Genomic DNA, 12,652 nt, shown 5'->3' on the forward strand with positions numbered 1-12,652 from the left:
CATGCGGCCCTTTCGCGCCGGGTATCTCGCCGCCACCGCGGTCACTGTGTTCGGTGCGCTCACCGGACGCGAGAAGCTCCAGTGGGTTGCCAAACCGTTGATGATGCCGCTGCTCGCGGCCGATGTCGCACGTACCGAAGCCGACCTCGATCCGACCGACCGGACCGTACTGCTCGGCGCGCTCGGTGCCGCCACCGTCGGTGACGTGCTGCTCATCGACCCGGATGACGATCGCAGGCTGATCGCGGGTGCGTCGTCGTTCGCGGTGATGCAGGCCGGGTACGCGACGCTGTGGTGGCGTCATGGTGCGCGGCCGCAGCCCGCGATCGCGGTGCCCCGGGTGCTGGCGTGGCTGGGTGCCGGTGCGTTGATGCGTGCCGAGGCGCCCGCCATCGCGGCTCCGTTGACGGCCTACGGTGCGACGCTGGGTACCGCGGCGGTGCTGGCATCCGATCCTGGGCTCGCGCCTGGTGCGGAAAACATTGCGGGGCTGAATATCCCGAACAATGATCCGCGCAGCAGGCTCGGTCTGGGTGCGCTGCTGTTCACGGTGTCCGATGGATTGATCGTGCTGCGGCGGTTGTTCGCGCGCAGCGAGCGGTCGCGTCGGGTGACCGAGGGTGTCATTCTGGCGACTTATGGTGCGGCGCAGTACTTGCTCGCCGACCCGAAGGCGCACGTGGACCGCGGCTGAGCCCAGCGGTGCCGGTTCACAGGCAGAACATGACCCGGTCGCGGTTCTCCGGATCAACGCGGATCGAAATCGTCTCCCCGATCGCCAAGCGTTCCTTGTCTGCGGGTGTCACGTCGTAAACCACCGTCCCCCGGTAACTTTCGGACCCAGGCACGGTGAACTCCAGATCCAGCTCGGTCAGCTCGCTGTGATGATCCGTCCACGCCAGCGGCCGCACATGCTCCACCCGCGCCCACCCCTCGATCCCGTGCCGCGCCAACCGCCGATCCGCCTTCGACGGCCGCCCCGCCCACATCAGCCCGATCCCGAGACACGATCCGAACAGCCCGACCAGCGCCATGATCTGATACGGCACCGTCCCGTCCGGTGTATGGTCCACCACCCACCCCAGCCACAGCGCAAGCAGGATCAGGTACCCGGCCGTCACCCCGAGTACCACCCGCAGTACGCGCACGTGGTCCATTGTCATCACCCCGTAGGTCCAGGATATGCCTGGTGAACAGGTCTCGACGCCGCTCTCCGGCCAGCCGAGTGCGGTACCGCCCGCCGCCGACGGATGCCGGCGTCTGCTGCTCGGCAGGCAGTGCGAACGCGGTGGCCGATTGCCGCCAGCACAGCTCGATTCCGGGCGAAATGCTGTTCTCATGTCCGATCAGACCACGCTCGACGTCCTCACCGGCATGTACGCCGCCGAATCCCGCTACCTGGCCGCCGGAGGACCCGGTCGAGCCTCCTTCACCACCCTCGCCCCCTACTTCAGCCCCGACGTCGTCCTCTACCAGGCCGACGCCCTCCCCTACGGCGGCATCTGGCGCGGCCACCTCGGCCTGGAACGCTTCTTCACCGCCATGAGCGCCGTCTGGGAAGTCTTCGACCTACTCGACCAGCACTTCCTCGCCACCGGCACCACCGCCGTAGTCCACACCCACATCCACGCCCGAGCCCGCGCCACCGGCCACGAACTGGACTTCCCCATCCTGCAAACCCTGCGTATCGAGGACTCCCGCATCGCGGAGATCCGGCCGTTCTACTGGGATACCCGGGCCATCGCCGATGCGACGACGCCCCTCTCAACCGAATCCGCCCGCAGTTCATAGCTTTCGGTACGACGATCAGAGATCGGGTGGTCCGTCGTTGACGTTCAGTTGGCGGAGTTCGGTGGGTGTTGCTGTTTCGCCGACTGGCCGCCAAAACCTGACCGAGGATGTCAGGGTTCGGTGTCAGGATCGACGTTCATGACCACCCGCTACTACACCGCGACCAGCCTCGACGGCTATATCGCCGACCCGAACAACTCCCTGGATTGGCTGATGGCCGTAGCCGACGCCGACACCGCTACCAGCGATGTGGACGAGTTCCTGCTCGGCGTCGGAGCCATGTGTATGGGCGCAACGACCTACGAATGGATGGCCGCCAACAATCCGCCGGAGTATTGGCCGGACAACTACGGTGACCGTCCGTGTTGGGTGTTCACCCACCGCGACCTGCCCGCAATCCCCGGAGCGAATGTCAGGTTCGTCGCGGACGATGTCGCCGCAGCGCACGCCCAGATGGGTGCAGCGGCGGGCGACCGCGATATCTGGGTGCTGGGCGGCGGCGACCTGGCCGGGCAATTCGCCGACGCGGGCCTGCTCGACGAGGTGATCGTCGGCATCACCCCGGTCACACTCGGCGGCGGCGCCCCGCTACTCCCACGCCGAATCCTCTCCGACCGAATGCGTTTGATCGCAGTCGACCGAATGGGGCAATTCGCCAAGCTGACCTATCGACTGAGCTGAACGCGGCGCGGTAGCGAGGTCGACCAGGCCCGATTCGGTCGACCTCCGCGCCGCCGCGCTCAGCGATATCCGTTCACAACCCCGCCGCGCTCACCAGGTACGCCGCCTCCATCAACATCCACCCCGACAACTGCACCGACAGATCCCGTTCGGGCACGGTCGAGGCGGTGACCGAGCCGCCGGAGGTGAAGTGTCCGGCGCCGGAACTGCCGCCGGGCAGCTGGGCCGGTTTGCTCCAATCGTGGCCGAACAGTGGTTCGCCTTCCACTTCGAGCCGATTCGCCCACGCCGCCTTCGCCGAGGACAGCACGATGGAGGCCGCGCGGCGGCGGTCGGCCACTTGCTCGGCGTCATCGCCGGGGAGCATCAATGCCACTACCGCGAGGTAGCGGATCAGAATGCCGTTGAACAGGCCACCGTCGCCACCGCCACCACCTTGGACGACGCCGCGGGTCGTCATCCGGTCTTCGACCGCGGCGAGCAGCCGGTGGACACGTTCGAGATGTACAGCTTCGCCGGTATGCACCGCGAGTTCGGTCTCCACGCCGAGCACCACACCCTGGCAGTAGGTGAACACCGGGCGTTCGATCTCACCGGAAGGCAGGTGGATGCCGTCGAGGATCAGTCCGGTCTCTGGATCGCGCAGTGTGGCGTCGAGCCAGTCGGCCATCTCGGCCGCCCGCTCATGGCGTCCGAGCCGCAGCAATGCGATCGCGGCAGGGCCGTTGGCGGGTGCGTTGAAATAGTCCGCGCCGACTCGCCACGGGATACCGCCGCCGGTGTCGGGATCCCAGGATTCGTAGAGTTCCTTCTCCAGTGCGAGCAGCGCGCCGGGTGCTTCTTCGGTGCCCTGGGTCCGCTGCGCGCGCTCCACCGCGATGGCCAGCCAGGCCATATCGTCGTAGTAGCGGTTGGTCCAGCCGGTGATATTGCGCAGGCGGTGCGAACGGATGAGGGCGCTGATTCGTTTGCGGCGGGCCGGAGTCGGCACTCGGGTGGCGGCGTCGACGGCACAGTCGATCAGATGCGCCTGCCACCAGTAATGCCAGGACAGGAACAGTCGTTCGCGGCGGGCGGCGGGCCAGCCGACCACGCCGAGCATGGTTCCGGGCAGACCCCACAGGGCACGCAGATGCCGGGAAATGATGGCCGATTCGGCCATATCGGCGCGTTCGGACCACAGCGCGGGCGTCGGTTCGCTGAATTCCCCCTGACGCCGTGCGTCACTCCGCGAGGTCATAGCTCAATGGTGCCAGGTCGGCACCGGTTTTCGCCGCCTAATTGTTACCAGGCTGTGGTCAGATCGGCATGTTCACGGATCCAGGCGTGCATGGCGATGCCTGCGGCCACACCGGCATTGATGCTGCGGGTGGAGCCGAACTGCGCGATGGACACCGTCAGCGTCGCGGCTTCACGCGCGTGTTCGGTGACGCCCGGCCCTTCCTGACCGAACAGCAGCAGGCAGCGGCGCGGCAGTCGAGCGGTTTCCAACGGCACCGAACCCGGCACGTTGTCGACTGCGACCACGGCCAGCTCCTCGCGGCGGGCGAACTCCATCAGTTCGGCGATATCGGTGTGGTGTTCGATGTGCTGATAGCGGTCGGTGACCATGGCGCCGCGTCGATTCCAGCGCCGCCGGCCGACGATGTGCACGGCCGCCGCGGCGAAGGCGTTGGCGGTGCGGACCACGGTGCCGATATTCGCGTCGTGCCCGAAGTTCTCGATCGCGACATGGAAGGGATGTCGACGGCTGTCGATATCGGCGACGATCGCCTCGCGGGTCCAATACCGGTAGGCATCCACGACATTGCGGCGGTCACCCTCGGCGAGCAGCACCGGATCGAATCGCGGATCGTCCGGTGGCTGCCCGCCGAATTCTGCTGCCCACGGGCCGACACCATGCGGATGCTCGCCCCATTCGGTGGGTCCGGGTAGCTGTTCCGGCACGTCCGGCGCGAGGTCTTTCACGCCGACGATGCTAATTCCCGAGGTGCCAGCGCCCGAGCCGGGCAGGTGGGAACTCCTAGGAGGCGCCGATGGCGATGACCACGATGATGATGTACAGGATCACGAAGACGAACGAGACGATCAGCAGGATCGAGGAGATCATCCCGCAGATGTAGCCCGCCTTGACGTTCCCCCGGCCCCCGAGCATCCCCCCGGAAGCGTCGATCTCGGCCAGTGCCTTCTTGCCCATCACCCAGGCGAATGGGCCGAGGATGCCACACATCACCAGGCTGAGAATGCCGAGAACCAGGATGGTGGTGGACTGCGGGTGATCCTGTGGCGCCCCGTACCCGTACGGCTGCGGGTAGGCCCCATAGGGTTGCGGTGCACCGTAGGGCTGTGAAGCGTACGGCTGGGAACCGTAAGGGTCCTGGCCAGGTTGCGGCGGTGGGTAAGTCATGCGGGTGATGTTATAGGTGACTCCGCGTCACGTCGCCCGGCAGCGAATATGCACGATGAACCGGGACCATCCGATCGGCGTCGCGCCGCCGCGGACATGGCCGGATCGGCGACGATGGTAGTGCGAGCTACACCATCATTGCGGTGGTCAGCGCCCTCGATTCCGTCCTCGACCTCGACGAACCTGGAGACCATGACCGATTCCTCCGTCACTCCGACACTGGTACTCGATGCGTCGACCGGCAAACCCGAACCGACCGGCGTCCGGGTGTTACGTACGGTGCTGCGCGCGCCGTTCACCGCCCGCACCTGGAAAGAACTCGGCTATCTGATCGTCGCGTTCATCCTCGCGACCCTCGGCGTCGGCTACGTGTATCTGGCCGGTGGCGGTGGTGTGCTGGTGGCGCTGACGATCATCGGCATCCCGGTGCTGGCCCTGGTGATCCTCGGCGGACGACTGTGGGCCCATGTGTATCGGGCCCTGGTCCGCGATCTGCTCGGCACACCGCTGGACGCGCCGCCGCCGTTCGCGCCGCAGCCGGGTCTGCTCGGGTTCCTGAAGTCGGTGTTCACCGATATGCCGAGTTGGCGGGCGCTGGCCTTCGTGGTGGTGCAGGGCATCGTCGGCATGGTCGGTGGGTACTTCGTGCTGGTCGCGACGGCGATGATCGTGTTCACCGCCATCTCACCGATTCCGTGGTACCTGTTCACCCCGACCAATATCGATGACAACGGCGTGGAGCGGCATTCGCTGGCCCAGTTCGGCGACTTCTACATCGACACCTGGCCACGGGTGCTCGGTTTCGCGGCGCTCGGCGTCATCGGCTGCTTCTTGCTGCCGTGGTTGTTCCGGGTGGTGTGCCTGGTGCATCGGCAGCTGGCGATCTGGCTGCTGGCGCCGACCGCGCGCGACCGGCGCATGGCCGATCTCCAGGAGAGCAGGCGCGTCGTGGTCGAGGATTCCGCCGCCACCCTGCGCAAGCTGGAACGGGATCTGCACGACGGCACCCAGGCGCGGCTCGTCACCATCGCGATGGCGCTCGGTCGAGCCGAAGAACGCATCGACCACGGTGGTGATGCCCGCGATCTGATCGCCGACGCACATGCGAGTACCAAGGAGGCACTGGCCGAACTGCGTGAGCTGGTTCGCGGAATCCATCCGCCGGCCCTCGAATTGGGGCTCGAACCCGCACTGGAGACGCTCGCCGCACGCTGCTCGGTGCCGGTGGAACTGCGGGTGCATCTGCCAGTGCGGCCGCATCCGGCCATCGAGGCGATCGCCTACTTCTCCGTCGCCGAACTGCTCACGAACGTGGTGAAACACGCGGACGCGAGCCATGTGTGGGTGTCGGTGCTGCCGTCCGGCGATGATTCCCTGATGGTTTCGGTACGCGACAACGGCAGCGGGGGTGTGCTGCAACCGATGGCGGGCGAACCGGTATCGGGCAGCGGTCTGGCCGGGCTCGCGGCACGGGCGGCGAGCGTGGACGGCAGTCTCACCGTGAACAGTCCCGTCGGCGGGCCGACTGTCGTCACTATCACCCTGCCCACGGCGGGGCCGCGATGAGCACGGCTGCCGGGCAACCGCATTCGCTGCGCGTGGTGATCGCGGAGGACAGTGCCATCCTCCGCGACGGCCTGGCCGGGCTGCTCACCGAACGCGGGCATCAGGTCGTGGCAATGGTCGGGGACGCGACGAACCTGTCCGATGTGGTCGCCGAGCACGCACCCGATGTCGCGGTGGTCGATGTGCGGATGCCACCCACCTACACCGACGAGGGCCTGCTGGCCGCCATCGAACTGCGCCGCAAATTCCCGCTCACCGGCGTACTCGTCTTCTCGCAATGGGTGGAGACCCGCTACGCCACCGAACTGCTCGCCAGCGGCGCGAACGGCGTCGGCTATCTGCTCAAGGACCGAGTCGCCGACGTCGGCGAATTCATGGAAGCCCTGGACCGGGTCGCCACCGGCGGCACCGCCCTCGACCCCGAGGTGGTGAGCCAACTGATGGGCGCCTCCCGCCAGCAACAAGCCCTCGACCGCCTCACCCCGCGCGAACGCGAAGTCCTCGAACTCATGGCCCAGGGATTGACCAACGGCGCCATCGCCCGCTCGCTCACCGTCACCGAACGAGCGGTGGAAAAGCACATCGGCAATATTTTCACCAAGCTCGACCTGCCGCCGTCGGAGACTCATCACCGTCGGGTGATGGCGGTGCTGCGGTTGCGGGGGTGAGGCCGGGGCTCAATGCCGGGTTGGTCGACGACCACTACGAACTGGTGGCCGACAGTTCGCACCATGTGACGCTCGACCTATCGGGCGCCACGGTCATGATCGACCTGGCAAGCCCGACGAGTAATCGCGCCCGGTAGCACCACACGGGCCGATCTCAGTGCTCGGTGACGCCCGCCGAATCCAGATCGAAATCCTCCGCGGGCTGCGCCATCTCCTGGCGGTACTGCCGCACGCCGAGCACGGTGCCGATGATCAGGCCGACCACGAGCACCACCACGACCGCGGGCATCAACCAGGGGACTCGCTGGATGAAGCCGCCCGCGTAATAGCCGATGAGCAGTAGGACCGGGGCCCAGAGGATGGCGCCGATGGTGCTGGCGATGGTGTATTTGCGGTGGTCCATGCCGGCGGCGCCGGCCACCATCGGGCACAGGGTGCGGACCCAGGGGATCCAGCGGGCGACCAGGACCGCGACGAAGCCGTGCCGATGCAGCATCTCCGTGACGCGGGCGAGGTTGCGGGTGTTGATGTAGCGGCCGTTCTTGCGGGCCACCAGGTGGTGGCCGGTGCGGCTGCCGACGACATAGCCCACCTGGTTACCCGCGATGGCGGCGACCATCGTGCCGAGCGACAGGCCCCAGACCTGCGCCTCACCGGAGGCGTGCGAGGCCATCACCACACCGGCGGTGATCAGCATCGAATCGCCGGGCAGGAACAAGCCGATGATGAAGGCACACTCCAGGAAGACGAACGTCAGCACGATCGTCCAGACGAGCGCGGGCCCCGCCGAGATCAGCGGTTCGAAACTGCCGAGTGCGAGAGTGGAGGACGCAGGCGTCACGGGCGATCAGCGGGTGGTCTCGTTCGTCGAGGCGGTCAGCTCGACATCGCGGGCGGGGGCGGTCTGCTCGGCCTGCGCACCGCGGCCGAGCAGCTTCTTCGCGACGGCCATGATCCCGGGCAGGATCGACACGAACACGATGAGCAGGAAGATCGCCTCGACATGATCGCGGATGAAGGCGACATTGCCGAGGAAGTAGCCGAGGATCGTGACGCCGCCGCCCCACAGGATCGCGCCGACGATGTCGAAGGAGACGAACTTGCGGTAGTCCATCGTCGACACACCCGCGAGCACCGGCATGAACGTGCGCACGATCGGCACGAATCTGGCCAGGATGATGGTCTTGGGGCCGTGTTTCTCGAAGAAGGCGTGCGTCTCGGTGACGTAATGCTTCTTGAAGAAGCGGCTGTCTTCCTTCTGGAAGAGCGCGGGCCCGATCTTGCGGCCGATCCAATACGCGCATTGGTCGCCGGCGAACGCGACGAGTGTGACGGCGGGCACGAGCACCCAGATCGACAACCCCGCCGGTGGGTTCTCCTGCGCGGCCAGCAGACCACCGGTGAACAGCAGCGAATCGCCGGGCAGCAGCGGGAACAGCAGGCCGGTCTCGATGAAGACGATCACCAGGATGGCCGGGAGGACAGCGTGTTGCAGCCACGTCTCCTGGAGCAGGTACATCGGATCAAGCAACTGGGTAAGGGCAAGGTTGCTTGTCACCGCGTCGGAGGCTGCGAGCGCAATCACCCGGCCCACAGTACCGGGTCCGGCCCCCATTGCCCGCGTGGTGGCGCATCGATCCCCTGATATCGGCCGAAAGCCTGCTGGCCTAGGGTGGGGCCTGACAGAATCGGCAACTGCCTTTTGCCGCACGACACGGAGGTCTTCACAGTGCCCATCGCGACTCCGGAGGTCTACGCCGAGATGCTCGGTCGGGCCAAAGCGAACTCCTTTGCCTTCCCCGCCATCAACTGCACCTCGTCGGAGACGGTCAATGCGGCGATCAAGGGCTTCGCCGACGCGGGCAGTGACGGCATCATCCAGTTCTCCACCGGTGGCGCGGAGTTCGGCTCCGGCCAGGGTGTGAAGGACATGGTGACCGGCGCCGTCGCGCTGGCCGAGTTCGCGCATGTGGTGGCGGCCAAGTACGACATCACCATCGCGCTGCACACCGACCACTGCCCCAAGGACAAGCTGGACGGTTTCGTCCGGCCGCTGATCGCCATCTCCCAGGAGCGGGTGAACGCGGGTCGCAACCCGCTGTTCCAGTCGCATATGTGGGACGGTTCGGCCATCCCGATCGATGAGAACCTGGAGATCGCCAAGGACCTGTTGAAGGCCACCAAGGCCGCCAACATCATCCTCGAGGTCGAGATCGGTGTCGTCGGCGGTGAGGAAGACGGCGTCGAGGCGGCCATCGACGAGAAGCTCTACACCTCGCCGGAGGACTTCGAGAAGACCATCGACGCGCTCGGCGCGGGCGAGAACGGCAAGTACCTGCTCGCCGCCACCTTCGGCAATGTGCACGGTGTGTACAAGCCGGGCAATGTGGTGCTGCGTCCCGAGGTGCTGGCCGAGGGGCAGCGGGTGGCCGCGGCCAAGCTCGGTCTCGGTGCCGACGCGCAGCCGTTCGACTTCGTCTTCCACGGCGGTTCGGGTTCGCTGAAGTCCGAGATCGATGATTCCCTGCGCTTCGGTGTGGTGAAGATGAACGTCGACACCGACACCCAGTACGCGTTCACCCGTCCGGTCGCGGCACATATGTTCACCAACTACGACGGTGTGCTCAAGATCGACGGCGAGGTCGGCAACAAGAAGACCTACGACCCGCGTAGCTACCTGAAGAAGGCCGAGACTTCCATGGCGGCGCGTGTCGTCGAGGCGTGCAATGATCTGAAGTCCGCGGGACGGTCGATCAGCGCCTGACCCACAACCCTGGCGGGGGCAACAGCACATGAGTCTCGAGGTGCGCCTGCTCGGGCCCGTGCGGCTGCTCGTCGGCGGTGAGCCGGTGGCAGTCGGTGGGCCCAAGCCGCGGGCGTTGCTTGCGGCGCTGGCCGTGAATCGGCGGCGCGCGGTGTCGTCGGTCGCATTGGCCGATATGGTGTGGAACGAGGATCCGCCCGACTCCTATGCCGCGAGCTTGCAGGTATTCGTCTCGAATATCCGTAAGGCGCTGCGTAATTCGGGGATCGATCCGGCCGTGGTGCTGCGTACGGAATCGTCGGGCTATCGGCTCGAGATCGCCGAGGACGCCTGCGATCTCGGCCGTTTCGAAGCCGCCCGCGATGCCGGCGCCCGCGCCGCCGAGGTGGGCGACCATGCCACGGCCGCCCATCATTTCGGTACCGCGCTGCGTGAATGGGACGGCCGCGCATTGGCCGATCTGGCGGGTTTGCAGTTCGCCGACGGTTTCGCCACCGCCATGGACGAAGAGCGCCTGCTCGCCGCCTCGGCGCGCATCGATGCCGAGATCGCGTGCGGGCGTGCGTCTTCGGTGATCGGTGAGCTGGTGTCGATGACCACCGAGCATCCGCTGCGGGAGCCGCTGTGGGGGCAGTTGATCACCGCGCTGTACCTGTCCGGTCGTCAGGCCGATGCGCTGGACGCCTGCCGACGGGTGCGTGCGGTGCTCGCCGACGAACTCGGCATCGACCCAGGCCCGGCGCTGACCGAGCTGGAGCAGCGGGTGTTGCGCCAGGAACCGCTGAACACCGTCGAATTCAAGCGCGCCGAGCGGATGGCCGCGGCGATGACCGAGACCGTCACCGAGGTGCCGAGCGCTGTGCGCAGCGGGCAGCTGCTGATGCCGGACGGGCGTGCGGTGGTTGTCACGCAGGCGGGTATGCGGATCGGCCGGATGACCGATAACGACCTGGTGATCGATGATCCGAAGGCCAGCCGGTATCACGCGCACATCATGCCGAGCCGGGCCGGGCTGCTGGTCAAGGATCTGCATTCGGCCAACGGCGTGTTCGTCAACGAACAGGCGATCGACACCGGCGCTCTGCTCGCCGATGGTGATGCCATCCGCATCGGCGGGACCGTGCTGGTCTTTCAAGCGGCTCGGTAGCGCTGCCGGTCGACCGGGGCGATCCGGTGGCGGAAGGGGCACCCACCACCGTGGTGATGCCGCGCGAGTTCACCGTGCGACGGGCCCGGGGCCGGTAGGGTCACTCGCTGGTGCGGAACTTCCACGAAACAGCCATGGATCGAGGGGTTGACGATGGCGAGGCGGGTGATGGCCGCGCTCGGCGCGGTGGTGTTCGGCGCGGGTGTGGTGGTGTGCGCGGAACCGGTGACGGTCGGAGCACAACCGCAGGTCGCGGTCGGTGTGCCGGGGAGCGGCCCGTGCAGCAGTGATCCGGCGCCCACACATGAACCGCTGGTGCCGAAAACGCTGGAAGTGCCCATCCCGTATCCGGTGATCACCGTGCTGCCGCCGCAGCCGCCGGAACCGACGCCGACCCGCGTCGAGATGGAACTGCCGCTCGATCCGTGCACCGACCCCTGCCCCGATCTCACCGATGAGGCCGCACAACCGCCGAGCCTGGCGAATCAGCTCGGTATCCCGGAAATCCTGTTGAGCCCCAAGCCGTTCCACTTCGCCATCCCCGGCCCCGGACCCGATCCAGGACCGGCGCCTGCGCCGCCACCGGCCGTCGAACCGCCGGTCGAGGCCGCCGCGCAGACACCGGCGCCGCCCGCGCCGAGGGTGCGTGCGGTCCGTGAGGTGGCCAAGCAGACCGGCGCCAGTTCGATCAATCGAACCGATAAACGCTGGCAGGTGCAGGGCACCGATCTCGGCATCATGTGGGAATCGGCGCCCGGTGAAATCGCCACCGCCTTCGGCGATACCGTCGGCCGCGGCTTCCATCCGCCGGGCGGTATGGGCGGCGATTGGCGCAGCAATGTGCTGGCCTTCAGCACCGACCGCACCCTCGACGACGGTATGACCTACGACCGGATGGTCACCGACAGCCGCTGCCACGCCGCCGAGGTGCTGTCGAGTCGCAAACTCGACAATGTCGAAGTCACCACCATCCCCACCTCCGGTTTCGCCCTCGGCGATCGGCAGTACCTGAGCTACATGTCGATTCGCACCTGGAACAGCCTGCCCGGCACCTTCTTCACCAACTACGGCGGCATCGCCTACTCCGACGATCACGGTCAGACCTGGACCAAAGACCCGCACGCCCGCTGGGACAACATCTTCGGCCTCGCGAATTTCCAAGTGAGCGCCATGGTTCCGCACGGTGAGCATGTGTACGTGTTCGGCACACCGAACACCCGGCTCGGCGCGGTCGGTCTGGCGCGGGTGCCGAAGGACCAGATCCTGAACACCACCGCCTATCAGTACTGGCGCGATGGTTCCTGGACGCCGGTGGGCGGCGCCGCCTCCGCGACCCCCATCGTCAACGGACCCGCCGGTGAACTCTCGGTGCGCTACGACGCAGCCAGGGAGGTCTGGCAGATGAGCTATCTGGATACCGCCAAGGCGGCGATCGTGGTGCGCGAGGCGAACTCGCCGCAGGGCGTGTGGTCCGATGGCACGCCGACGGTGACCGTGCGCGATCACCCCGAGCTGTACGGCGGATTCATCCACCCGTGGTCATCGGGATCGGATCTGTACTTCAACATCACCACGTGGAGCGATTACAACGTCTATCTGATGCACGCCACGATGGAGTGAGTGTCGCC

14 protein-coding genes are annotated in these 12,652 nt (G+C 66.8%); 8 read left to right on the forward strand and 6 right to left on the reverse strand.

What is annotated here, in order from left to right; translation table 11 throughout:
• Position 1 precedes the first annotated feature (1 nt).
• On the forward strand, positions 2 to 694 hold the full coding sequence (locus QH168_RS19980) for a lysoplasmalogenase (protein ID WP_280236269.1): 693 nt from the start codon (positions 2 to 4) through the stop codon (positions 692 to 694).
• A 16-nt stretch (positions 695 to 710) separates the two neighbouring features.
• Here the strand turns inward: QH168_RS19980 and QH168_RS19985 are convergent, their stop codons facing one another.
• Entirely contained in the window at positions 711 to 1,157 is a 447-nt protein-coding gene (locus tag QH168_RS19985; RefSeq protein ID WP_280236415.1) for a DUF3592 domain-containing protein, read from the reverse strand.
• Positions 1,158 to 1,338: 181 nt separating this feature from the next.
• On the opposite strand from QH168_RS19985, the gene QH168_RS19990 reads away from it, so the two are divergent.
• Positions 1,339 to 1,791 (forward strand): nuclear transport factor 2 family protein, encoded by a 453-nt coding sequence (locus QH168_RS19990; protein WP_280236270.1) that lies wholly within the window; start codon positions 1,339 to 1,341, stop codon positions 1,789 to 1,791.
• A 138-nt stretch (positions 1,792 to 1,929) separates the two neighbouring features.
• Positions 1,930 to 2,472 carry a dihydrofolate reductase family protein gene (locus QH168_RS19995; RefSeq protein WP_280236271.1) on the forward strand — a complete coding sequence of 181 codons (543 nt, stop codon included), beginning with the start codon at positions 1,930 to 1,932 and terminating at the stop codon, positions 2,470 to 2,472.
• Positions 2,473 to 2,545: 73 nt separating this feature from the next.
• Here QH168_RS19995 and QH168_RS20000 read toward each other — a convergent pair whose 3' ends face one another.
• From QH168_RS20000 to QH168_RS20010, 3 genes are all read right to left on the reverse strand, one after another.
• The gene (locus QH168_RS20000) at positions 2,546 to 3,634 is read right to left on the reverse strand and encodes a glycoside hydrolase family 76 protein (RefSeq protein WP_280236416.1); all 1,089 of its coding nucleotides are present in this window, start codon (positions 3,632 to 3,634) and stop codon (positions 2,546 to 2,548) included.
• A gap of 122 nt (positions 3,635 to 3,756) precedes the next feature.
• Positions 3,757 to 4,440, reverse strand: coding sequence for a TrmH family RNA methyltransferase (locus QH168_RS20005; protein ID WP_280236272.1), 684 nt, complete (start codon positions 4,438 to 4,440; stop codon positions 3,757 to 3,759).
• A 55-nt stretch (positions 4,441 to 4,495) separates the two neighbouring features.
• On the reverse strand, positions 4,496 to 4,879 hold the full coding sequence (locus QH168_RS20010; RefSeq protein ID WP_280236273.1) for a DUF4190 domain-containing protein: 384 nt from the start codon (positions 4,877 to 4,879) through the stop codon (positions 4,496 to 4,498).
• Positions 4,880 to 5,071: 192 nt separating this feature from the next.
• On the opposite strand from QH168_RS20010, the gene QH168_RS20015 reads away from it, so the two are divergent.
• Together QH168_RS20015 and QH168_RS20020 are read left to right on the forward strand one after the other, a co-directional pair.
• Positions 5,072 to 6,445 carry a sensor histidine kinase gene (locus QH168_RS20015; RefSeq protein WP_280236274.1) on the forward strand — a complete coding sequence of 458 codons (1,374 nt, stop codon included), beginning with the start codon at positions 5,072 to 5,074 and terminating at the stop codon, positions 6,443 to 6,445.
• Complete coding sequence (locus QH168_RS20020) at positions 6,442 to 7,113, forward strand: response regulator transcription factor (protein ID WP_280236275.1); 672 nt, start codon at positions 6,442 to 6,444, stop codon at positions 7,111 to 7,113. The genes QH168_RS20015 and QH168_RS20020 overlap by 4 nt, the downstream gene beginning before the upstream one ends.
• Before the next feature lie 154 nt (positions 7,114 to 7,267).
• Here the strand turns inward: QH168_RS20020 and QH168_RS20025 are convergent, their stop codons facing one another.
• Positions 7,268 to 7,954, reverse strand: coding sequence for a DedA family protein (locus QH168_RS20025; protein ID WP_280236276.1), 687 nt, complete (start codon positions 7,952 to 7,954; stop codon positions 7,268 to 7,270).
• 6 nt (positions 7,955 to 7,960) lie between these two features.
• Complete coding sequence (locus QH168_RS20030; protein WP_280236417.1) at positions 7,961 to 8,632, reverse strand: DedA family protein; 672 nt, start codon at positions 8,630 to 8,632, stop codon at positions 7,961 to 7,963.
• A 210-nt stretch (positions 8,633 to 8,842) separates the two neighbouring features.
• Between QH168_RS20030 and fbaA the strand changes: the two genes are divergently transcribed.
• The 3 genes from fbaA to QH168_RS20045 all read left to right on the forward strand — a co-directional run bounded on the left by fbaA (position 8,843) and on the right by QH168_RS20045 (position 12,644).
• On the forward strand, positions 8,843 to 9,877 hold the full coding sequence (gene fbaA, locus QH168_RS20035) for a class II fructose-bisphosphate aldolase (protein WP_280236277.1): 1,035 nt from the start codon (positions 8,843 to 8,845) through the stop codon (positions 9,875 to 9,877).
• A 28-nt stretch (positions 9,878 to 9,905) separates the two neighbouring features.
• Entirely contained in the window at positions 9,906 to 11,024 is a 1,119-nt protein-coding gene (locus QH168_RS20040) for a BTAD domain-containing putative transcriptional regulator (protein WP_280236278.1), read from the forward strand.
• A 153-nt stretch (positions 11,025 to 11,177) separates the two neighbouring features.
• Complete coding sequence (locus QH168_RS20045) at positions 11,178 to 12,644, forward strand: DUF4185 domain-containing protein (RefSeq protein ID WP_280236279.1); 1,467 nt, start codon at positions 11,178 to 11,180, stop codon at positions 12,642 to 12,644.
• Positions 12,645 to 12,652: the final 8 nt, after the last annotated feature.

Source organism: Nocardia cyriacigeorgica, assembly GCF_029868385.1.
Classification (GTDB): Bacteria; Actinomycetota; Actinomycetes; order Mycobacteriales; family Mycobacteriaceae; genus Nocardia; species Nocardia cyriacigeorgica_F.